Source organism: Tamlana sp. I1, assembly GCF_015355625.1.
GTDB lineage: Bacteria > Bacteroidota > Bacteroidia > Flavobacteriales > Flavobacteriaceae > Pseudotamlana.
In genome coordinates, this window is the sequence record NZ_JACLAF010000002.1 from 181477 (window position 1) to 205880 (window position 24404).

The 24404-nt window shown below is 34.1% G+C and carries 20 protein-coding genes; 17 read left to right on the forward strand and 3 right to left on the reverse strand.

Going from position 1 to position 24404, the window contains the following annotated elements:
- Positions 1-48: 48 nt before the first annotated feature.
- Positions 49-468 (reverse strand): nucleoside-diphosphate kinase, encoded by a 420-nt coding sequence (locus H6X70_RS02175; RefSeq protein ID WP_194766039.1) that lies wholly within the window; start codon positions 466-468, stop codon positions 49-51.
- Between the two features lie 165 nt (positions 469-633).
- On the opposite strand from H6X70_RS02175, the gene H6X70_RS02180 reads away from it, so the two are divergent.
- The 6 genes from H6X70_RS02180 to H6X70_RS02205 all read left to right on the forward strand — a co-directional run bounded on the left by H6X70_RS02180 (position 634) and on the right by H6X70_RS02205 (position 5217).
- Positions 634-1653, forward strand: a complete 1020-nt coding sequence (locus H6X70_RS02180; RefSeq protein ID WP_194766040.1) for a DHH family phosphoesterase — start codon at positions 634-636, stop codon at positions 1651-1653.
- Positions 1646-2182 (forward strand): gliding motility-associated peptidyl-prolyl isomerase GldI, encoded by a 537-nt coding sequence (gene gldI, locus H6X70_RS02185; protein ID WP_194766041.1) that lies wholly within the window; start codon positions 1646-1648, stop codon positions 2180-2182. Before H6X70_RS02180 ends, gldI begins: the two co-directional genes overlap by 8 nt.
- Positions 2179-3306, forward strand: coding sequence for a peptidylprolyl isomerase (locus H6X70_RS02190; protein ID WP_194766042.1), 1128 nt, complete (start codon positions 2179-2181; stop codon positions 3304-3306). Before gldI ends, H6X70_RS02190 begins: the two co-directional genes overlap by 4 nt.
- Positions 3307-3324: 18 nt before the next feature.
- Positions 3325-4254, forward strand: a complete 930-nt coding sequence (gene lgt, locus H6X70_RS02195; protein WP_194766043.1) for a prolipoprotein diacylglyceryl transferase — start codon at positions 3325-3327, stop codon at positions 4252-4254.
- A gap of 1 nt (position 4255) precedes the next feature.
- Positions 4256-4741, forward strand: a complete 486-nt coding sequence (locus H6X70_RS02200) for a DUF192 domain-containing protein (protein ID WP_194766044.1) — start codon at positions 4256-4258, stop codon at positions 4739-4741.
- A gap of 113 nt (positions 4742-4854) precedes the next feature.
- Positions 4855-5217 (forward strand): hypothetical protein, encoded by a 363-nt coding sequence (locus H6X70_RS02205; RefSeq protein WP_194766045.1) that lies wholly within the window; start codon positions 4855-4857, stop codon positions 5215-5217.
- A 79-nt stretch (positions 5218-5296) separates the two neighbouring features.
- Here the strand turns inward: H6X70_RS02205 and mdh are convergent, their stop codons facing one another.
- Positions 5297-6223, reverse strand: a complete 927-nt coding sequence (gene mdh / locus H6X70_RS02210; RefSeq protein ID WP_194766046.1) for a malate dehydrogenase — start codon at positions 6221-6223, stop codon at positions 5297-5299.
- Positions 6224-6528: 305 nt separating this feature from the next.
- Positions 6529-8478 (reverse strand): DNA topoisomerase (ATP-hydrolyzing) subunit B, encoded by a 1950-nt coding sequence (gyrB, locus tag H6X70_RS02215; protein WP_194766047.1) that lies wholly within the window; start codon positions 8476-8478, stop codon positions 6529-6531.
- A 599-nt stretch (positions 8479-9077) separates the two neighbouring features.
- Here gyrB and H6X70_RS02220 point away from each other — a divergent pair.
- The 11 genes from H6X70_RS02220 to H6X70_RS02270 all read left to right on the forward strand — a co-directional run bounded on the left by H6X70_RS02220 (position 9078) and on the right by H6X70_RS02270 (position 24213).
- Positions 9078-10346 carry a porin gene (locus H6X70_RS02220; protein WP_194766048.1) on the forward strand — a complete coding sequence of 423 codons (1269 nt, stop codon included), beginning with the start codon at positions 9078-9080 and terminating at the stop codon, positions 10344-10346.
- A gap of 404 nt (positions 10347-10750) precedes the next feature.
- Positions 10751-11020 (forward strand): hypothetical protein, encoded by a 270-nt coding sequence (locus H6X70_RS02225; protein WP_194766049.1) that lies wholly within the window; start codon positions 10751-10753, stop codon positions 11018-11020.
- Between the two features lie 2 nt (positions 11021-11022).
- Positions 11023-12423, forward strand: a complete 1401-nt coding sequence (locus tag H6X70_RS02230) for an amidase family protein (RefSeq protein ID WP_194766050.1) — start codon at positions 11023-11025, stop codon at positions 12421-12423.
- Entirely contained in the window at positions 12423-15764 is a 3342-nt protein-coding gene (gene gatB/aspS / locus H6X70_RS02235) for a bifunctional amidotransferase subunit GatB/aspartate--tRNA ligase AspS (RefSeq protein ID WP_194766051.1), read from the forward strand. The genes H6X70_RS02230 and gatB/aspS overlap by 1 nt, the downstream gene beginning before the upstream one ends.
- Positions 15765-15964: 200 nt before the next feature.
- The gene (locus H6X70_RS02240; RefSeq protein ID WP_194766052.1) at positions 15965-18115 is read left to right on the forward strand and encodes a DEAD/DEAH box helicase; all 2151 of its coding nucleotides are present in this window, start codon (positions 15965-15967) and stop codon (positions 18113-18115) included.
- Positions 18112-18825 (forward strand): DUF2290 domain-containing protein, encoded by a 714-nt coding sequence (locus H6X70_RS02245; protein WP_194766053.1) that lies wholly within the window; start codon positions 18112-18114, stop codon positions 18823-18825. Before H6X70_RS02240 ends, H6X70_RS02245 begins: the two co-directional genes overlap by 4 nt.
- Positions 18826-19081: 256 nt before the next feature.
- Positions 19082-19765, forward strand: a complete 684-nt coding sequence (locus H6X70_RS02250) for a uracil-DNA glycosylase family protein (RefSeq protein ID WP_194766054.1) — start codon at positions 19082-19084, stop codon at positions 19763-19765.
- 158 nt (positions 19766-19923) lie between these two features.
- A complete protein-coding gene (locus H6X70_RS02255) occupies positions 19924-20517 on the forward strand; it encodes a hypothetical protein (RefSeq protein WP_194766055.1) in 594 nt (197 codons plus the stop codon).
- 37 nt (positions 20518-20554) lie between these two features.
- Entirely contained in the window at positions 20555-21145 is a 591-nt protein-coding gene (locus tag H6X70_RS02260; protein ID WP_194766056.1) for a Crp/Fnr family transcriptional regulator, read from the forward strand.
- 48 nt (positions 21146-21193) lie between these two features.
- Positions 21194-21775 carry an NAD(P)H-dependent oxidoreductase gene (locus tag H6X70_RS02265; protein ID WP_194766057.1) on the forward strand — a complete coding sequence of 194 codons (582 nt, stop codon included), beginning with the start codon at positions 21194-21196 and terminating at the stop codon, positions 21773-21775.
- A gap of 797 nt (positions 21776-22572) precedes the next feature.
- Positions 22573-24213: a hypothetical protein gene (locus H6X70_RS02270; protein WP_194766058.1), complete on the forward strand. Its 1641-nt coding sequence runs from the start codon at positions 22573-22575 to the stop codon at positions 24211-24213.
- Positions 24214-24404: the final 191 nt, after the last annotated feature.

A 24404-nucleotide genomic window follows, 5' to 3' on the forward strand; every position in this document is an offset into this window, starting at 1 on the left:
AACAAAAAGTTACGGATTTTTAAATATCTAATTGTGTGTTTCTAATACTTAAAACTGCTCTCTTCCTGAGAAATGGAAAGCACCTTCAATAGCAGCATTATCATCACTATCACTTCCGTGTACCGCATTTTCGCTAATAGAATCTGCAAACATTTTTCTAATAGTTCCATCGGCAGCATCAGCAGGATTGGTAGCACCTATTAAAGTTCTAAAATCGTCTACTGCATTTTCTTTTTCTAAAATCGCCGCTACAATCGGGCCACGCGTCATATATTCAACTAATTCTGAAAAAAACGGACGCTCGTTATGTATTGCGTAAAACGTTTCTGCATCAGCTTTTGTCATTTGTGTTAATTTCATCGCCACAATTCTAAAACCTGAAGCTGAAATTTTTTCTAAGATTGCTCCAATGTGTCCTTTTTCAACAGCATCAGGCTTAAGCATTGTAAATGTTCTATTTGTTGCCATGTCTATAATTTTTTTATTCGGATATTTAATTTGATAAATAAGCCTTCACAACATTATAAATTTCTGAAAACAAATTAACAAACCTCTTATTTTGCCTGCAAAAGTAATGTATTTATCATAAAAAGCAACTAAACGAATTTTAAAAAAATTGTATCTTCGCCATCTATGAATAAAGAAGACGTTACAGGCATAAAACAATTATTAGCAACACCAAAAAAAATTGTTATTGTTCCGCATAAAAACCCCGATGGCGATGCTATTGGCTCGACATTAGGACTCTACCACTACCTTTTAAAAAATAAGCATAACGCACAGGTTATCGTGCCAAACGATTATCCTTCATTTTTAAAATGGATGCCTGGAAATGAAAGCATTTTAATTCATGAAACGCAAACAAAAGCTTGCAACGCCTTAATTAATGATGCCGACATTATTTTTACTTTAGATTTTAATGCCTTTCATAGAACAGGCAATATGGAATCGGTTTTAAGCGAAAGCCAAGCCCTAAAAATCATGATAGACCACCATCAAGCACCTGATGATTATGCCAAATACACTTACAGTGATGTTAGCATGAGTTCCACTTGCGAAATGGTATATCATTTTATAGACATTCTTGGTGATGCCGATAGCATTGATGCTGATATAGCCACCTGTTTATACGTGGGTATAATGACCGATACAGGCTCTTTTAGGTTTCGCTCAACTACAAGTACCACACACCGTATTGTAGCCAATCTTATTGAAAAAGGCGCCGAAAACGCGATTATTCATAATAATGTATACGACACAAACAGTTATGAACGTTTACAGTTATTGGGGTGCGCTTTAAGAAACTTAAAAGTGATTCCAGAATCGCGAGCTGCATATATCACGCTATCTCAAGACGAATTGAATCGTTATAATTACAAAAAAGGAGATACCGAAGGTATTGTTAACTACGCTTTATCTTTAGACAACATCGTGCTTGCTGCCATTTTTATTGAAGACCGCCAAGAAGGCATCATCAAAATATCGCTGCGTTCTAAAGGTGATTTTTCGGTTAACGAAATGTCTCGTGCACATTTTAATGGTGGCGGTCACACCAATGCTGCCGGTGGACGAAGCGAGATTTCATTAAATGAAACCATTGAAAAATTTATTAGTATATTGCCTAGTTATAACCAAGCTTTAAACCATGCATAAACCACTAATAATCCTATTGCTTTTGGTTGCTTTTGGCTGTAAAACACCCGAAGCACGCCGACCAGTTTCTGTGAAATCTGGCTCTTTTATTGATGCCTCTATTGCACGAAATAAAAAACTAAACTCTAAAGAATATGCCTCTATAAAAAAACTATTAGAGCAGCAAAACCAAGAGTACATCGCCTCCGAAAGCGGATTTTGGTATTACTACAATACTAAGATTGAAGTTGACTCCTTAAAAACACCAGATTTTGGAGATATTGTAAATTACAATTACAATGTAAAGGCGCTTAATGGCAAACTTATATATTCTACTGAAGACCTAAAAACGCAAAATTATGCCATGGATAAGCAAGAGTTATTCACAGGTCTTCGTGAGGGTTTAAAACTTATGAAAACAGGCGAAACAGCTACTTTTTTCTTCCCTTCACAAAAAGCATACGGTTATTATGGCGACGAAAATAAAATAGGCAGCAACACGCCTATTATTTGCGAGGTAACAGTAAACTCTATTACTCAAGACGAATGAATTTAGTTAAAAACAGCATTAAAATTCTAGGCTTAATACTTTGCTTAAATCTAGCATCCTGCAAAGCGCCATATCCTGAATTAGAAGATGGCTTATATGCCGAATTTATTACCAACAAAGGCACAATGCTTGCCAAATTAGAACAAGAAAAAACACCCGTAACCGTAGCCAACTTTGTATCCTTAGCCGAAGGCACAAACACTTTAGTTAAAGAACCTTACAAAGACAAAAAATACTACGACGGCACTATTTTTCATCGTGTTATTGCCGATTTCATGATTCAAGGTGGCGACCCAACAGGTACAGGGAAAGGCAATCCTGGCTACAAGTTTAAAGATGAATTTAATCCCGATTTAAAACACGACAAGCCTGGCATTCTATCTATGGCTAACTCTGGTACGCATTCTAACGGGAGTCAGTTTTTTATAACCGTTATCCCCAAACCACATTTAGATCACGTGCATACAGTTTTTGGTGAAGTGATTATTGGGTTGGATGTTTTAGACACCATTTCGAGAGTAAAAACGAATGAAAGAAACAAACCATTAACCGATGTCGTTTTAGAACATCTGGTAATTATTAGAAAAGGAAAAGCCGCCAAAGCCTTTAATGCGCCTAAAATATTTAAGGAACATTTTGCCGAAGAAGAACGCTTAGAAAAAGAAAGAATTGAAAAGGCTGAAGCGATACTAAAAGCCTCAAAAGAAAAATTTGAAGCTCAAAAAGCACAAGCTACAACCCTTGAATCTGGTTTGCAATATTTTATTTCTGAAAAAGGAACGGGAGAAAAACTTCCTAAAAAATCGAAAGCCCTTGTAAATTATTCCGTTTATTTTGAAAATGGAAAACTTATAGAAACTAGCAAATTAGAGGTTGCCGAGCAGCAAGATGCTGTTAACCAAAAACGAAAATTAGCGAACAAATACACCCCTATAATTGCCGATCTCGCCCCTAACGCGTATATGATTCCTGGATTTAAAGAAGGCTTACAACATTTACATGTTGGCGACAAAGCCACCTTATTTATTCCGCATCATTTGGCCTATGGCGAAAGTGGCACACGTGGTATCCCTGGAAAATCTAATATTATTTTTGAAGTTGAAATTTTAGAACTTTTAAAATAGAAAACGACACACAAACTTATGCAAGCATTAAAATTCGATTGGAATCCTATCTCAGGAATTGATATAGCAGGAAATTTCAAAATTCATTTTTACAGTCTCATGTGGGTGACCGCCTTTATTTTAGGCTGGTACATTATGAAACGTATTTTCACCAAAGAAAAAGTATCGTTAACCTACCTAGACCCCTTATTTATCTACACGGTTTTAGCCACCATGATTGGTGCCCGTTTAGGTCATGTTTTATTCTATCAATCGGAATTAATTTCAGAAGATTTTTTCAGCATCTTTTTACCTTTTAAATTTAAAGGTGGGTTTCAGTTTACCGGATTTCAAGGCTTAGCAAGTCACGGTGCTGCCATAGGTATTATTATTGGTATGTACTTGTACCGAAGAAAATACAATTACAAATCCTTACTTTGGATTTTAGATCGCGTGGTTATTCCTGTAGCATCAGGTGCTATTTTTATTCGTATTGGAAATTTTATTAATTCTGAAATTATTGGAAAAGTAACCGATTCTAATTTTGGGGTTCGCTTTATACAAGACCAATATTATAAAAATGAAATTGTGCAACTTACAGGCATTAAAGATGTTCAAAAAGCCTATAATGCAGTAACTGATAATCCGCAATTTCAAAACCTGTTAGATGCGGTACCTTACAGACATCCGTCTCAGCTTTACGAATCGTTTTGTTATGTATTTGTATTTCTAATTTTATGGTATTTCTATTCAAAAACCACTAAAAAAGACCAAACAGGCTTTTTATTCGGGTTGTTTTTAGTGCTTTTATGGAGCATTAGATTCTTTATTGAATTCACCAAAGAACCACAAGGCGAAGAGTACATCAATTGGTTTGGCTTAAATACAGGACAATGGTTAAGCATCCCTTTTGTATTAATTGGTTTGTATTTTATGTTTGTTTACAAACCCAAAACCACTGTAAAATAACATGCTTATAAAAGGTTATCCTTTTTTACTTTTTTTATCTTTTTTATTGACTTTTTCAAGCTGTAAAGAGGATAAAAAAAGTATTAAACAAACGGAAGTTACCTTCACTAAAGAAGGCGAATTAAGCATTATAAAAGCAGCCGATTCTACCAAAATTAATTTGGACATTGAAATTGCCGACACCGATTTTGATGTACAAACCGGATTAATGTATCGCGATGCCATGAAACGCAATCATGGGATGCTTTTTGTTTTTGAAGATGAGCAAGAGCGTTATTTTTATATGAAGAATACCAAAATTGCCTTAGACTTGATTTATATTAACGCTGATAAAACGATTGTTAGTTTTCAAGAAAACGCAAAACCTTTTGACGAATCGTCGTTACCATCAAACGCACCAGCCAAATATGTTTTAGAAGTTAACGCTGGTTTAGTGAGCGCTTGGGGACTTTCGGTTGGCGACCGCATTCTATATTCAAAAGACTAAATCGTAAGCAATTGGCCTTCAAATTAACTTTATAACGCCAATTATTTAACATCAACTTTTATAAATCCATATATAAAAGCATTATTTTTATGGGCTAAAACAAAATTAATACCATGAAAAAAATTGTATTGTCAACCCTCGTACTAGCCTTTTCAACTTTTGCGTTATCGGCTCAATCATTTCCAGTAAAAACTTCAGATTTAACTGAATCTGCTTCAAACCTAAGTTCAGGTCAAGAAAAGCAAATTAAAAATGCTTTAATGAATGATAAAGATTTACAATCTAAAACTATAGACTTTTTAAAATCTGATCCTGAAACTTCTAAATCTGTTTTAGATTTAGCCACTAAAAGTTCTAGCAACTCAGATCTTATGTCTTCTATTTTAGGAAACAAATCCTTAGCAGCACATGCGATTGATTACATCACAAAAAACCCAAAATTATTAAAACAAGCCTTGAAGTTTGTTGGTATGTAATTAACTTCAAAATTCATCATAAAAAAAGCGTCTGAAAATTAATTTTCAGACGCTTTTTTATTTATAAAGATTATCCAGCCTATAGCTCTAACAATCCGTTTGTTTTTGCTACACCTTCAGCACTAGCTTTCATGTGTGCTTTTTCAGCATCACTTAAAGGAATATCAACTATTTTTTCGATACCGTCTTTTCCTAATACTACTGGCACACCAATACAGATATCATTTAAACCATATTCTCCTTCAAGGAAAGTAGAACAAGGGAAAATCTTTTTAGTATCACAAGCAATAGCTTGTACCATTCCTGATACAGCTGCTCCTGGCGCATACCATGCAGAAGTACCTAATAACTTCGTTAATGTTGCTCCACCAACTTTAGTATCTTCAGCAACTTGCGCTAAACGCTCTTCGCTTAAAAATTCAGAAACTTTAATACTGTTTCTTGTAGCATGACTTGTTAATGGCACCATACCTGTATCGCTATGACCACCAACTACCATACCATCTACATCGCTAATAGGCGCACCTAAAGCTTCAGCTAAACGGTATTTAAAACGAGCAGAATCTAAAGCACCACCCATACCAATAATTCTATTTTTTGGCATTCCTGTAGATTTATGAGCTAAATAAGTCATGGTATCCATTGGGTTACTCACCACAATAAGAATCATGTTTGGAGAATGCTCAAGTAAACTTTTTGATACATTTTTAACAATCCCAGCGTTAATTCCAATTAACTCTTCACGAGTCATACCTGGTTTACGAGGAATTCCTGAAGTAATCACACAAATATCACTATTTGCTGTTTGGCTATAATCGTTCGTTACACCTGTTATTTTAGTATCAAATCCATTTAAAGATGCACATTGCATTAAATCCATTGCTTTTCCTTCAGCAAAACCTTCTTTGATATCAAGAATTACGACTTCTGAAGCGAAATTTTTAATAGCAATATACTCAGCACAACTTGCACCTACTGCTCCTGCTCCTACTACAGTTACTTTCATTTTTTTATTATTTATTATTAGTATTTATTTGTTTTAAGCTCGAAATACAACTCATTATAGTTCAAACCGTGCTAATTTACGAATTAAAACAGTCTTAATAAAGAAGTAACAGACAATTCACAGGTTTTTTGAGACTACCTAAAAATTTTATGATAAAAATTTAGAAATGTTATATTAACAAGCTGTTTCATTATCTAAAACCAAAATTAACACTAATTCTACAGTAAAATCAGTCCAAAAAAATAACCCTGCCATTAAAAAATGGACAGGGTGATTTTACAATAGCAATTAACACAATTTACTTATTACGCATCGATGTTTGCGTAAACAGCATTCTTTTCAATAAACTCTCTACGAGGTGGCACCTCATCGCCCATTAACATAGAGAAAATTCTATCGGCTTCTGTACCGTTATCTATTTGCACTAAACGCATGGTTCTAAACTCAGGATTCATAGTTGTATCCCAAAGTTGCTCAGCGTTCATCTCTCCAAGACCCTTATAACGTTGGATTTTTGAACCATCGCCAAACTCAGCAACAATAGCGTCGCGTTCTTTATCCGACCAAGCGTATTGCTTTTTAGCACCTCTTTTAACTAAATATAAAGGAGGTGTTGCAATGTAGATATGTCCGTTTTCAATCAATTCCTTCATGTATCTGAAGAAGAAGGTTAAAATTAAAGTGGCAATGTGGCTACCATCAATATCGGCATCACACATAATTACCACTTTATGGTAACGTAATTTAGAAAGGTTTAAGGCTTTACTATCCTCTTCGGTTCCAATAGTTACCCCAAGCGCTGTAAAAATATTTTTAATCTCTTCGTTTTCAAAAACCTTGTGCGTCATGGCTTTTTCAACATTCAAAATCTTACCTCTTAATGGTAAAATGGCTTGAAACGCTCTATCACGACCTTGTTTAGCAGTTCCACCCGCCGAATCTCCCTCGACAAGGAACACTTCACATTTTGCAGGATCTTGCTCAGAGCAATCTGATAATTTTCCAGGCAATCCGCCAATACTCATTACCGTTTTACGCTGCACCATTTCACGCGCTTTTTGAGCAGCATGACGGGCTTGGGCAGCTAGAATTACTTTTTGAACGATAACTTTCGCGTCTTCTGGATGCTCTTCTAAATAATCAGTCAGCATTTCAGAAACGGCCTGACTTACAGAAGCAGACACTTCGCGGTTTCCTAATTTGGTTTTGGTTTGCCCTTCAAATTGAGGCTCTTGAACTTTTACAGAAATAATAGCCGTTAAACCTTCACGGAAATCATCACCAGCAATATCAAACTTTAATTTATCCAACATCCCAGATTCATCAGCATACTTTTTAAGGGTATGTGTTAAACCACGACGGAAACCAGATAAATGCGTTCCACCTTCATGGGTGTTAATATTATTTACATAAGAGTGTAAATTTTCAGCATAAGAGGTGTTATAAATCATAGCAACCTCAACAGGCACGCCATTTTTCTCACCTTCAAAAGCAATTACATCTTTCATTAAAGGCTCACGAGTAGCATCTAAATACTTGATAAATTCTTTTAAACCTTCATCAGAATGAAATGTTTCACCTTCAAATTCGCCATCCTCTTTTACGGTACGTCTATCAACTAAATGGATGGTAATTCCTTTATTTAAATACGCCAACTCACGTAAACGACTTGCTAACGTATCGTAGCTATACTCTAAAGTCTGCGTAAAAATAGTCGAGTCGGGTTTAAAGGTAACAATCGTACCTCTTTTATCGGTCTCACCAATTTTTTTAACCGGATAAATGGCTTTTCCACGTTCGTATTCTTGTTCCCAAATTTCACCGTTTCTATAAACGGTTGCTTTTAAGTTTTCCGACAATGCATTTACACAACTTACACCCACACCGTGTAAACCACCAGAAACCTTGTAAGAGTCTTTATCAAACTTACCTCCGGCTCCAATTTTGGTCATAACCACCTCAAGGGCAGAAACACCTTCTTTTTTATGTAAATCTACAGGGATACCACGACCATCATCTTCAGTTGTAATCGAGTTATCTTCATTAATAATCACTGTAATGTTGTTACAGTGCCCTGCTAAGGCCTCATCAATCGAGTTATCTACAACCTCGTACACCAAGTGGTGCAATCCGCGTACGCCAACATCTCCAATATACATTGAAGGACGCATACGTACGTGCTCCATGCCTTCTAAAGCCTGAATACTATCAGCAGAATAATTATGCTTATTAAATTCTTCTTTTGGTTCGCTCATATTATTTAAAATTGTTTAATTCTATTATTAATTTTTACATAACACCACAAATTTCTTTGGGCGTTACCTAAAGGTCGGGCTTTACATTACAAGTCCTCGCGCCAAAAAAAGGCGCTGTGGGCTTTCCACTGCAATCCCTAACGCGTTTTTCAGCCAAAATGATACATCAACCCAACAATCATTTTTAATTTGCTAAAGTTTTTGCATGCACCACTTCTTAATAAAAAAGCAGCATAAAAAAAGACGCCTAAAGCATCCTTTTGAATACAAACAAATATAAGGCTTTAAATGTGTTTTTTAAAGCATTTTACAGCTTCAATAATTAAATTATCAACAATTGTTAATTACCTAAAAGCGTCTTAAATCGCCTAAAAAGTAGCTTAAAATTGATATTGCTGTATTTTAAACCACTTCGACGAACGACACCATAAAAAATGATTCTAAGACGCTAATTTCACTTCTTTCTGATTCAGAAAATTCAACAGAATAATAAAAAAAGACCAATTTTAAAGATTTAGCTTAAAAATGACACATGTCATCTTTTCACTTGAAGGATTGGTATAATTTTGTAGTAAGCATTTGCGCGTCATCTTTTGAGAATGAAAGACACAGGTTTTTTTACAGTTTTATTAATTGCTTTTTTATTAGCTCCGTTTTCATTAATAGGGCAGGAAAAAGAAGCAAAATTCAAGCCTACCCTAAACTGGAATGCCCGCGCTCAAATTTGGTTACGTTACTCCGATTTAAACAAGGGATCTTTAGTAAATAGCGAGCCAACATCGCATTTTACAGACATTTCTATACGCCGTATTCGAATACCTATTTCAGCACAAATCACACCCAAAATTTATGTTTCCGCCATGTTTGGCGATAATAATTACAACCTTAAAAAAGCAGAATCCCTAATTGATGTATTAGATTTTTATGTAGAATATGCTTTTTCAAAATATGCAGAAGTAGGCTTCGGAAAATCGGGATGGCAGGGTTTAAGCCGTTGGAATATACGCTCTAGCAATTCGTTAATGGGACTCGACTCCCCCTTATTCCCTTTGAATACCGTAGAAAAAGACGACGATTTAGGTCGGCAATTTGGAACCTGGATAAAAGGCCAAGCCGGTCGTTTCGATTATCGTGTTTCGCTTAACCAACCCAGAGCCATTTCAGAAGCGCCAAACGGAAAAGTAGATTTTGCGAACAACAAACCCCGTTGGAAAACATCGTCGTACTTAAAATATCAATTTTTTGAAAACGAATCGAATAAAACAGCTTACCAAACAGGTACTTATTTGGCTAACAAAAAAGTGTTTAATGTTGGAGCTGGATTTCAGTATCAAGCAAAAGCATTTAGTGATGGCGATGCCCAAGACCCCACAACCACATTTTACGACATGAAACATTGGGCGGTCGATTCTTTTTTAAATTTACCACTAACAAATCAGCAAGCCATTACAGCATATTTAGGGTTTTACAACTTTAATTACGGTAAAGATTACATTAGAAACTTGGGCGCTAACAACCCCACAAATGGTGTAGAAAACGGCGATTTTAATGGTGCCGGCGTTGCGTTTCCTATGCTAGGAACAGGTAGCACGTGGTACATGCAATTTGGTTATGCCTTTAAAGAAACTAAATTACTAGATCATAAGGTGGTTATACAACCCAATATCGCTATTCAGCATGCCAATTGGGATGCTTTAAACGACAAGATGACGGTTTACGACTTCACCACAAACTTTTTAATTAACGGCACGCATAGCAATAAAATAAGCTTAGGTTACCAATACCGCCCCATTTTTGATGCGGTTTCTTTAACCAACATAGACTACAAAGGCATGGCGGTTTTACAGTACCAAATTGCCTTAAAATAAGCGTAAAAACCGATTAATTTCAACCCTAATAATCCAGGCTGTCTAAAAAGTAAGTTTGATGTCATCATGGACTTGTCAAGATATTTCTAACTCACTGCTAATCAATATCAGTTTCTACAAGGGCAACCTAACAAATTAACTTTTACTTGCTTTTTAAACAACCTCATTTTAGAATTTTCATTTCACACCCAATTATAATTACTTTTTTTAACTTTCAGCAAAAGAAAAAAAATCATATTTAATGCGTCATTTTTATTAATATTTCAATGATTTAAACACTTTGCTCCTATTTTTTGATAATCCTAACAATATTCCAACTTTAGTCTAAGGAAACTAAAAACTACCTAAAATGTTTTGTAGTTTTACGCGCTTAAAAGTTTCACTTTAAAATAGATTAAAAAGACATGAGTAAAATTATGACAGTCGACGTTTTGTCGAGTATTAAAGGAGCACAGCCTTCCGAGACTGTGAACAAGTTATTTGAGGTTATTAAAAACGCTAATCTTACAAATAATAATTCTTTTAATAATAATCATAATAACAGCGTGTCTTTAAATGATTTGAGAGATGATGTTGTGGTTGCTAGTTCAGAGCTAGAAAAACAAATCATTATTGAAAACTTTCCTAAAGAAAAAAACGGTTATTTAGTCGTTTCTAAAGTCATAGAAGAATAGTTATGGACTCTCAAATACACAAAATTCACCAACAATTGGTGAATCAAGATATTACTTGTACAGCGCTTGTGCAAAGTAAACTAGACGCCTTAAAACAAAACACCAACCATACTGTAAACGCTTTACTAGACGAAAAAGCTTTAGAGCTAGCAGCAAAAGTAGATGCCAAAATAGCCAACGGCGAAACCATTGGTTTGCTTGAAGGGATTCCTTTTGGTATCAAAGACGTTTACATGGTTCAGGGCACGCTTACCACAGCGAGTTCCGAATTGCTTAAAAATTATAAATCGGCTTATACGGCAACAGCCATTCAAAAATTATTGGATGCTGGCGCCATTCCGTTGGTTAAAGAAAACTGCGATAGTTTTGGTCACGGTTCCTCTAGCGAAAACACCATTTTTGGTGCCGTTAAAAACGCTATAAACCCCGATTTAGTGGGTGGTGGTTCTAGTGGAGGATCGGCCGTAAACGTTGCTAAAGACTATACTGTTTTTTCAATTGGTGGCGATACTGGAGGTTCTATTCGTCAGCCAGCAGGTTACAACAACGTGTATGGTTTAAAACCGACTTACGGACGTATTTCGCGTTACGGACTCATGGCGTATGCCTCATCGACCGACTGTGTTGGGCCTATCGCAAAATCGATTGAAGACATTCGCATTGTTTTAAATGTGATGAGTGGAAAAGATGTTAAGGACCAAACGACTTACGCTTCCGCGGAAATCACTCCAGAGGCGATAAAATCTTCCGAAGCCATTAAAACTGTCGGGTACTTCAAAAATTTTATTGAAAGCGACGCGATTGATTCTGAAATAAAAGCTGATTTTTTAGCAGCTATCGAGAAAATAAAAGCCAAAGGTATTGAAGTAAAAGCTTTAGATTTCTTTGAATCAAACACTTTAGTATCCACTTACTATACTTTAGCCATGGCTGAAACCGCTTCTAACCTTTCGCGTTTAGACGGTACTAATTACGGCAATCGCATCGAAGCTGAAAACTTAAAAGAAACCTACGCGGTAACCCGTTCTGAGAATTTTTCTGAAGAGACAAAACGCCGAATCGTGGGTGGAAACCAAGTACTATCTCAAGGATTTTCAGATGAAATTTATTTAAAAGGTCTAAACCTTCGTGATCAAATTTCAGAAAATTTTGAAAAGGATTTTAATGAAGTGGACATCATCCTTTCTCCGGTTACACCTAGTACTCCGCCTAAAATTGGTGATAGCTTAAAAGACCCTTTAGCCATGTACTTATCTGATGCTTATACCGTTGGTTTTAGCTTAGGGCAATTACCTACGTTAACCGTACCACAAGGCACCTCAACAGGCTTACAAATTACAGCTGCAAAAAATAATGACGAACTCGTTTTGAAGTTTGCTAACTTCTTAAAAGACACGATATAATGGAACTGGAACAATTAAACGACTTGCTGAAAAAGCACGAATTAGAGTTAGTAATCGGTCTGGAAACACACGTTCGATTAAATACCAAAACCAAATTATTTTGTTCTTGCGCCAATAGCGAAATAGAACAACCTAATCAAAATATATGTTCGGTATGTACGGGACAAATGGGCGTTTTACCTGCCATTAACAAAGAAGCCGTTACAAAAGCGATTTACTTTGGAAAAGCGGTAAAATCGACTTTTTCTAACGAAGTTATTTCTTGGGATAGAAAACACTACGAATACCCAGACAACCCGAAAAACATACAAATTACACAGTTTCACAACCCTGTGATTCCTGACGGACAAGTGTCTTGTTACCGTAATGATGGCTCGCAGTTTACAGTGAATTTAACTCAGGTACACATTGAAGAAGATGCCGCGAAATTGATGCACGAGAAGAAAATCTCGTTAGTCGATTTTAACAAAGCTGGCGTGCCTTTAATTGAAATTGTAACCGAACCGTGTATTCGTCATATCGAAGATGCTTCAACCTACGCGCAGTACATTCAGCGTATTGTTCAGAATTTAAAAATATCTGAAGCCAACCTTGAAAAAGGGGAATTTAAATCGGATGTTTCGGTATCACTTCGTAAAAAACATACTTACGAGTTAAATCCGCGTACCGAAATTAAAAACTTGAACTCGTTTAAGTTTATGGTCGATGCTTTAAAAGAAGAAGTTGAAAAACAACTGAATTACTACATCGAACACAAAGAATTTAGACCAGATCAAACCACGGTTTTATGGGATGCCGAATTGAAGCAAACCAAAACCATGCGTAAAAAGGAATTTGAAGCCGATTACCGTTTTATTTCGGAACCAGACTTACCTTTTGTAAGCATTAAAGAAGTGGTTGAATCGATTGATGTCGATGTAAGTACTTTACCTTATGCCGTAGAATCCATCTTAATTAAAGGTGGCGTTTTACCGCAGGACGCTAAGTTTTTTACAGCCGATTCCCTACGTTCGGAAACTTTTGTGGCTATTAACAACGTGATTAAAGATCCGTCGTTTGTAGCTAAAACACTAGTGAATAATATTGGCGCCGATGAGTATGCAGATATTCACCGCATTGAACATTTAATTGAAATCTTTCAGCTTTTTAAAGACGAAAAAATCACTTCTGTTTTAGTTCAGAATGCGATTACCGCCTACTTAAAAGACCGAAAGTTTGATTACAATAAATATTTTGAAGAAAATACCATTTCCGAATCTCAAATAGAGGAAGCGATTGCAAAAGTCATTTCAGAAAATGAAGCCATTGCTAACGATATTAAATCGGGGAACCAAGGTAAAGCAGGTATTCTTGTTGGAAAAGTCATTGCGATTATAGGAAAAGGCGCTTCAGGAAAAGTGATTCGTGAAGGGATTTTGAAGCAAGTTAAAAGTGAAGAGTTAAAAGTTGAAAGTGCCTCTCAAACGGGCAACCAACAACCAGCAACCAATAACCAGCAACCAACAACAAAAAAAGAGGAAGAAGTTCTCCCACAAATTCCAATCGTAATTAAGGACACCTACAGAACGCACTTAATTTCTGATATTTCAGAAGAAAGCATTTCAGAAAAAGTAACACTTTCTGGATGGGTATCTAGCGTTCGCGATCATGGGGAGTTAATTTTTATCGATTTACGCGATTCTAGCACACAAATTTTTCAAGTTCGCTTAAGTCGTGAGTCTTTCCCGAATTTAGATGAATTGGTAAAACTTAAACCAGAGTCGGTCATTACCGTTTCAGGAACCATTCTTCAACGTAAAGAGGACGATTATAACGCAGCTTTACGCACCGGAAAAATCGAATTAGAGGCGAACGATTTAGAGATATTAAACCTTTCTAAAACGCTGCCTTTCGAAATAAAAAGAGCGACTAAAACGAATGAAAATGTTCGTTTTCAGTATAAATATTTAGACCATAGAAATGACGATGTGCGTCGTGTTATTGTAAATCGCCATAAGGTGATTAAAATGATGCGCGATATTTTAGACGATCAAGATTTCTTAGAAATTGAAACGCCTATTTTAAGTGCCGGAACCGATGAAGGGGCGCGTGAATTTATCGTACCAACGCGTAAGCAAGCTGGTTCGTTTTACACGCTACCGCAAGCACCACAACAATTCAAGCAAATGTTGATGGTTTCGGGTTACGAAAAGTATTTTCAAATAGCACGTTGTTTTAGAGATGAAGATTCTCGTGGCGACCGCCAGCCAGAATTCACGCAATTGGATATTGAAATGGCCTATGCCAGCATGCAACAAATCATAGATTTAAACACCAATATGTTTAATGCGATTGTTGAAAAAATATATGGTAAAAAATGGATTTTACATCCGTTTGAAGTGCTTACCTACCAAGAAGCCATGGATTACTACGGTTGCGACCGTCCAGATTTACGTTTCGGATTGAAATTACAAGACATCACCGAGATTGTAAAAGATACTACATTCCAAGTCTTTAGCAAACCTATTGAAGAAGGCGGTATTGTAAAATGTATTAAAGTGTCTGCCGAAGAACAAGGCAACAAACGTTTATCTAAAGGGCAAATTGAAAAATTAACGGGTATTGCCCAACAGCATGGTTTAGGTGGTTTGGCCTATATTATTGTAAATGAAAACGATTTACAATCGCCAATCATTAAATTCTTAGGTGAAGAGATTGCTGCAGGCATTATAAAAACAACCGGAGCACAGGTTGGAGACATTGTATTCTTCTCTGCTGCCGATTATGCTACAGCAAACAAAGCCTTAGATGCCGTTCGTCAAGAACTAGGAAGCATGTTACGTTTAATCAATCCTAAGGAATTAAGACCTGCTTGGGTAATTGACTTCCCAATGTTTGAGAAAACCGACGAAGGCCGTTGGACCTTTACCCACAACCCATTCTCGATGCCTGCGATTTACGATTTAGACAAGCACATGAATGGCAAAGAGGAAGAAATAGGCAGTATTATCGCCCAACAATACGACTTAATCTTAAACGGTTACGAAATTGGTGGTGGTTCTGTGCGTGCCCACAAACCTGAAATTCTTGAAGCCACATACAAGAACATGGGCTACAATAAAGAAGAGATGCTAAAAAGCGTTGGCACCATGTACAAAGCCTTCCATTACGGTGCACCACCACACGGCGGCATCGCTTGGGGTGTAGACCGTTTAATGATGATTTTAGAGAAAAAAGCATCCATTAGAGAGGTGATGGCTTTCCCAAAAACAGGAACTAGCGAAGATTTATTATTCGGAGCGCCTTCTATTCTATCTGATAAAAAAGTTGAAGAAATGAATGTGCGTGTGATGAAGAAATAAGTTTTTTTTTAAATAACACAAATACAAGTTAAATCCCGATAGGCACACCTATTGGGATTTTGTTTTTTTGTAGGATTCTTTATAATTATATTTACGAGGAAATTATAATAGAATACTTTTTTTTAATCTGGCTTGTTTTTAGGGGTATGAGAGAAAGGAGTGTTTGTAATATATGTTGGTTGCAAGATTGAAAGAACCTTATGATAGAAAAAAACATAAACGAAAACTTAGTAAAGAAAGATTCTTCAGCAAGGACTCTTTTGACTTATTTGTATCAAATAGATGAAGAACTACAATTTGAAAATTCAGCTATCTATCATAATTTTCCTATTTATCCTAATTTAGATTCGGATGATACAATTTCTGCAAATGTAATTTTCGTGTCAAGAAATTACGGATTATTTATATTTCAAACTATTGAATGTTCAAATCAAGAATTAAATTCAATTGAATCTGAAGAGAGTTCATTAGATGACATTGATAGATTAATCTTTGCAAAACTTCTTAAAGAATCACCAATTCTTATAGAGGATAGAAGAAGAAAGACACTCAAAATTGATATAACATCAATTTTATTTTTGAACAATATTCCAAATAATCATCAAATTGAATCTGAATTTGAAATCTGCACTACATTTAATGATATTAAAAAATTAATAATAGATTCAGCTGAAAACAATGAACTATCCGAATCCGAATATAGAGATTTAAAAGCAACAATAGAAGGTTCAAAAGGAATACCTAAACCTAAGAATAGAAAACTAAAAGACAAGCTCGACTTTAAAAATTCTAAAGGTGCTATATTATCAGCAATTGAAAATGAAATTTACAATTTTGATTTAGAGCAAAAAAGAGCAGCTTTATTCATCTTAGATGGTCCTCAAAGAATTAGAGGACTAGCCGGTTCTGGAAAAACAGTTATTCTTTCGATGAAAGCTGCTTTAATTCATTTGCAAAACCCTGAAGCTAATGTTCTATATACTTATTACACTAAAAGTTTAAATGACGTAGTCAAAAACTTAATAACAAGATTTTACAGACAATTTGCAGATAGAGACCCAAATTGGAATAAAATTAATATTATGCACGCTTGGGGAGGAAAATATTTAGAGGGTGTTTATTATAATGCTAGTAAAAATAATGGAATATCGCCTATAAACCTTTCTAAAGCTAGAGCAAATAGTAAAGAACAGCCATTTAAATATGTTTGTGAAGAGCTAAATAAAAATAGTTTAAAGAAGCAATTTGATTACTGTTTAATCGATGAAGCACAAGATTTTCCAAATAGTTTTTATAGAATTTGCAGACAAATAACTTACAAAGACAGGGTTGTATGGGCTTATGACGATTTTCAGAATATTTTAGACATTGAAATACAAGATGAGAAAGAAACTTTTGGAAAAAATGTAGAAGGAAAATATTTTATCGACTTTTCAAGAAGTGAGGACAAATTACAAGATTTGATTTTACATATATGTTATCGTAATCCAAGAAAAATTTTGATAACCGCATTTGCTCTAGGTCTCGGTATTTACAATAAAAACAGAAAGAATAATCCTAAAATTATTCAACGATTAGAAAGTAATGACCATTGGGAAAGCCTAGGATTCAAAGTTAATAAAGGGGATTCTACTGATAAATCTCAAATGGAAATTGAGAGGCCAATACATAATAGCGCATCTATAAAAAATGAGATGCTAAGTGATGATGAGATTATTGAAATTTTAAAATTTGATGAGTTTAAAAAAGAGTTGGATTTCATTGTCGAATCAATCTTAAAAGACCTCACTCAAGAATTAAAGCCTGAAGACATTAGCGTTGTTTGTATGGATAACATAAACGTAAAAAAATATTTCGATTACATAGAAAAAAAATTAGACCTTAAAGGGGTTAGTTGCTTCAACTTATTAAAGGTTTCAAGTAGTAATAAATTTTTTAAAGTACAAGACCACGTTACTTTGAGTACAATCTATAATGCAAAAGGAAATGAGGCTGGTAAAGTATATATTGCTGGAATTGATTCAGTTTTTCAAGAAAAAGATGATATAACTGAACGAAATAAAATATTCACTGCCCTTACCAGAAGTTTAGGTTGGGTTACTTTAACTGGAGTAGGAGATTCTATTGATTATTGCATCAATGAAATTACTGCGCTGAGAAATAATGATTACAAATTAATCTTCAATCAACCTAGTGAAAGAGATGTTAGGACAGTAAGACAAGGAATTAACAAAAAACAAAAACTACTAAATAAAATAGAACGACTAGCAGACGATTTAGTTAAAGAAACTGATTTATCAAAAGATGAGATTGTTGAGCAATTAAAAATAAAATTTTTTGATAAAAAATGACAGAAGCCAACTTTAATATTTCATTTTCAAAAATAGAAAAAACTCTTAAATCCTTTAATCTTTTCAAGATGAGAGGAATTAAAAATTTAAAAAACGACGGAGTAACAGACGAATTTAAAAAGGCTTCATTAGGCAATAAATATTTTGAAGCTTACAAGACTGGTTTAGAAAATTACGATTTTGACTTCTTACTTGATGATGAGTCATATTTTCAATTTCAATTTTCTATCAAAGAAGGTATTTTAGAAATTAGGTATTCATTTTTCCAAAATCCTTTTGAACACCTGACATATGAGGAATATTTAGCAAATGAAATTGACCTTGAAGAAATTGAAGAATCTATTGAAAGTATAGGTAATTTATTTGAGATGGAATACAATCAATTTTTAAATGAACAAGACTTATCTTCAAATTATTCTACCATTAGATATGATTCGGATTTTAAAAACTACAAACCAATACTACACTCTGTTTCTCACATACATATTGGTCATTTAAGCAATATTAGAATTCCTATTGACAAAATATTGTCCCCTTTAAGATTTGTTCTATTTACAATCAAGCATATTTACTACCACAATTGGAAAGATAAGCTAGAAAACAACAAAGAAGAACTGATGTCTGTATTAACAGATTGTGTTAACGGAGAACAGAATTTAGAAAATCAATTTTGGGATGATGAAGAGAAGATTGAATTGCATTTACGTTAAAATACTGCAACCAACAATGCATAAAAATAATAGCGGTTTAATAGCTAAAACGAAAGCAATAAAATATAAAAAAGCCTCTGTTTAGCCGAAAAGTTAATGCGTGAAAACCCGATACTTTTCGTACAAAAACACATAGAAACAAGAAAAGATAATGATTCATACTCTCTTAGAAAGCAATCTTAAAGAAAAAATTATTCCTATTTTAACAGAAATTATAAATCAAGATTTCATAGAAATTGATAAAATCTATGAAGGCATGAAAATGTCTAAAAATGATGATAATTGGGGCAAAACTTTAGATTCAGATTTATTGTGTGATTATCTAAAACCTTATAAAAATTGCTTTGGGTTAGGAATAGATTTTCCTATTTGGTTTGATTGGAATACTAACAAATCAAAAGTAATGATAATCGGGAGAGACCCACAAAGAAGCCATAAAGACAACAGACTCATCATAGGCTCTCCTTTTGGGTTAGCAAACAAAGGAGGAAGGGAGACCTCGAAAAATAAATATTGGAAATTTACTGAACCACTTCTTGAAAATAATAGGGTTTATATAACCGATGTATATAAACTTTATACCATCAATAGCCTAGAAAGAAAAAAATTAAAGAAAGAAAAAGGATTTCATTATGAAATTCTAGAAAAAGAAATTAAAGCTATTAATCCAAATAAAATTATTACCATTGGTAAAGATGCCCAAATTGCAGTTTCAACAATATTTAAGAACAAGCTTGAAAATTATAAAAATGATCCTTATGTAAGATTAACGGATTCATTAGAATTGTTTTTTGTCCCTCATATTTCAAATATGGTTTTACAAAATTTCATTCCAATTGCTAACCTATTTCTTTCTATAGGAAAACTGAAAAACAATAGTACATTCGAGAAAATTGGAATTCAAATTCTTAACGAAAAGGAGAATTTATTCAAAAAATAATAACACAAAATACCGTCCATAATTAATAGCTACCCCCTCGCCTAATCACCAAAATCCGATCAGGTTTTATATTCTGTTTTATTTATTGCTAAATTAACAACTTAATCACACTACAAATCGTACTAAAACAAACAGACACAATTAAGAAAGATTAAACAATGACCCCAAAACAAGCAGAAAGGATTCAAAATAAAATCAAGAAAATCAAAAAGGAGCTCGCTGCAGACAAAAAGCATTGGGGTGGCTACTATCATGACGGTCGAGGTCTTAGATATTTACCACCAGCGTTATATTTAAAAATTAACGATTATACAGGCGCTTTACGCTATTTTAATTGGTTTAATAAAAACTTCCCCGAAGATGCTGGCTTTCCCATATTTCTATTTGAGTGGACCATAACCCTTTTCAAAAGAAAAAAAATTGAAGACGCTGAAAAAAAGGCTTTAGAAACTTTTTGCTGCAATCGATTTATAATTGACGTGTTTTTAGGCAATGAATTAATTCATTTAGATCATTCTGAAAAGACCAATTGGGAATATTCAAACATTGCAGAAAACTTAGAATATTCTAAAGATCAAGAAGAACTTCAAGATTTTACGATATGGTTGAAAGACTTTACAATCACCAAGACATTTAATGATTTCACTCATAAATTCATCGAAATTGAAACAGCGTTAGAAAATGAACCTGTTGGTAACAAACGATCACAATTGGTTAGAGAACAATCTCAACTCATTGAAAGTTTAAGATAAAAAAAGACAAGAAGAATCCCGTTTAAAGTCAAAAAAGATGGAACCCATTAAAAATCTCTTAAAATCATTTGATGTTCTCCACGATAGTGACATTGACGATTTTATCAATGCCTCGACAAGCAAGCATTTGAATAAAAATGAGTACTACATTAAAGAAGGAGAAACCTGTAAGTCGGTAACTTTTGTTATTTCAGGCATTTTAAGGTCTTATTACACCTCCGATAAAGACGACGACATGACCTACTGCATTACGTTTCCGAATAACTTTATGACGGCGTATTCTTCTTTTCTAACCAACCAACCTACACGAGAAAATATACAAGCGATTACCGAAACAGAATTATTAGTTGTTCCGAAATCCAAGATTGAAAAAATAACAGATAACAGTCAGAATTGGTTACTTTTTCAAAAAATCATTGCAGAACAACAGTACATTGAATTAGAGAAAAGAATATTTTCGCTACAAGGCAGTAATGCTAAAAAACGATATACTGAATTAATAAAAAATCAACCGCAGTACATCCAGCATATCCCCTTACAATATTTAGCCTCCTATTTAGGAGTTACACAAAGGCATTTAAGCCGAATTCGTAAAGAAATTTCTTTATTAGACATTTGTCCTACCTAATCAAAACAGCCTCTTCTAGTTTTGTCTTTCACAATTAAAAGACAAAAAATGGCTAAAAAAATAGTAATTATAAACGGACATCCAGATAAAGAAAGTTTGAACTTTGGTTTTGCTGCAGCTTATAAAAAAGGAGCATTAGAAAGCCATTCGGAAGTGCAAGAAATTAGAATTTCCGACTTGAAGTTTAATCCAAACCTAGAGTTTGGTTTCCGAAAAAGAACAGAGTTGGAACCCGATTTGTTAGAGGCTTGGGAGAAGATTAAATGGGCCGATCATTTGGTATGGATTCATCCTGTTTGGTGGGGCGGATTACCAGCAATTATGAAAGGTTTTATCGATAGGGTTTTTCTTCCTGGTTTTGCTTTTCAATACAGAGAAAATTCGATATTCTGGGATAAGTTATTAAAAGGAAAAACAGCGCGTATAATTACCACACTCGATCAGCCAAACTGGTATTATTGGTTCGTTTATGGCCGACCAAGTGTCAATCAATTAAAAAAATCAACTTTAAATTTTTGTGGGATTAAACGGGTGCAAACCTCTTATTTTGGTGTTGTAAAAAACTCAAAAGCTAGTTTAAGAGAAAAATGGGTTGCTAAAGTTGAACAACTTGGTAGACAAAACAAATAAAAGCGGTAAATACATCAGCTTTCTTCATTAAGTTTGGTTGCTACAACATTAAGCTCTCAAAACCAATGTCTTGATTTTGAGAGCTTTTTTTATGGTATATATTATAAATCAATTTAAGCAAGTTGTATGCAAGCAGGGAGGTTTTATTCATGATGCTATTTTCACGGTATTCGGGGTGAAAAAAGCGCATTAAACACACGATATTTGTAGAGGATAACAAAGGGAAGTCAGTTAAAAGGCGTTGTGTGTTTTTGCTATTTGATATTCCGAGAGCACATCGTTTCTTTACCAGATACAGAAACAATTTTGCCCCGTCATGAATACAAGCTACATCGTTACAATACTAAATATCAATAACCATTAAAAAACTTCTTGATAGATCACTTATCGCCTCAAACCAAAATAAGTGGAATCAAGTGCTAGAATTTGTTCTAAAAGACTTAGATTATTTAAAAACTCATTATATAGAATGGCTTTTAACAAAAAATGCAGAAAAACTTTTAATCATATTTTAGAAAGAATTATTTCTTTGAGGCTATTAGACCATGTTGAAGAAATCATGAATAACACATGGCCACAAGGCTCTTTATCTATTGAATTACAAAGTGAATAAAATAATGAAGACTCAAAATGGTGAGGGCATTATTTGCACCATCGGAAAGAACACCTGCTAAAGGATATTAAAGAGTCCATGCATAGTAAAAAACATTAATATGGTTTATAAAATGATTCGGATAAAGTCCCTTCTACTCCTACTTTTACTCTTGAACACGCTATTACTTAATGCCCAAAACACTATGGAATATACTAATGAAGCACTTCAAGCAAAAAGTAAAACCGAGTTAATTGAAATAGCTACAGCCCTATTAAAAGAAAAATACCCAGAACGTATTTTAAATACCAACGATTTTGATATTCGAGTTTGGAATAATAATTATGGCAGCATAAAAGTGATTTTTATAAGAGCAATACGTTATGCTACCAATGAAACAGATGCTACTAATTATAACATATCTATCGATTTAATCTCAAAAGAAATTACGCCTTTTAACGATCCAGATCTGCCCTTTTACACGCCTTCTAAAGAAGCAAATAAGACTATTGCCGCATTAAAGGAAAAAGGATTGTTACCAAAAAACAATCAGCCAGATGTTGAATATACCTTTACAGAAAATGCAGCGTATCACTTAATATCGTGTTTTGATAATTTATATGAGATTGACAAAAACGCAATAACAAACCAAAAACACCCTTACATAAGCAAAACCCTTGTAAATAAAAAAACAGGAGACAGGCTTTATTTTAAAGGACGTAATCCCTTTTACTACCTAAGCCAGATGACAACTAAACATTATTATCAAGAAAATTTATATGCCGTTTTAAAAGCAAAAAACACATCGAACCATGATGAAATTATTAAAATGGCCACTTCTATTTTAAAAGAAAAACAACCCGATTTAAAATTAGATCCTAACGATTACGATATCATGATTTTAGGTAATTACAAAGATCTTATCGTAAAATACAGACGCTTTGTTAGGTTTAATAAGGGTAATGAAGAAACCGTTTTCGATCTTGCTGTTAATATTATAATAAAAGAAATAAGCCCTTTTAATACTTCTGAAATTGCTTTTTATAAAACAACTTCTTCCGACAAAAAAACGATTAAAACCCTACAGAACGTACTGCCTTTAGAACACAGTGCTAACATAGAACATACGGTATCAGAAAACAATAATTATTTTTTTGTGACAAGCATTTATGAAAGTGCTACAAAAAACTATTTTATAAGTAAAAACACCAATGAAATTGTATGGACTAATGATGCTTTCACGCTACAGGTTAATAATCGCGAAGACCTATCGTTACAGGAAAACTATAAAAGAATGAATGGTTTATTTGAAGCTCAATCTGAAAACAATAAGCCTCTCGAAAATATGACTTTGGCTATTTTGAATGAAAATCAATTCAGCCCAAATATTAAGCTTGACGATTATAACATCGGATATAAAACAAATAAAAATGAAGTGGAAGCGACGTTAACTCGGTTAGTTAAATTCATCCCATTAAGACATAAAAATACAGCTAAGCTAGATTACGATTTAAAGATTAATCTTGTTAAAAAAACGGTAGCTAAAAACCCTGCACATTTTTATTCCCCTACTGAAGAAGATAATAAGACAACCAAATTAATTGAAAGCAAATTAGCAGATTTCCTTGAAGGAGCTGATAAAATTGATTACCCAATAGAAATTATTGAAGACCATGATTTTTTTGACATTACACATTCAGGCAGCTTTAATTTAGGAGAATACACTAACAAAAAGTACCGCATGGATAAAAAAACAAAACGAATAAAAGAGGTGATATCTCCTATAAACCCCATATTCCCGTCTCCCGCAATGAAACCTAGTCCTTTTAAAGAAATTAAAGATTAATACACACATCAAGTCGGTATAAAGTATAGACACAAAATTTTTGATAAAAAAATCGAATTGTTATAACGATGAACCTACATCTTGATTAAAACCATTTTTTAATCGCGTAAACACAAGTTAAATCCCGATATGCACCCTATTGGGATTTTCTTTTTTTGTAGGAATTTTTATAATTATATTTGCAGGGAAAT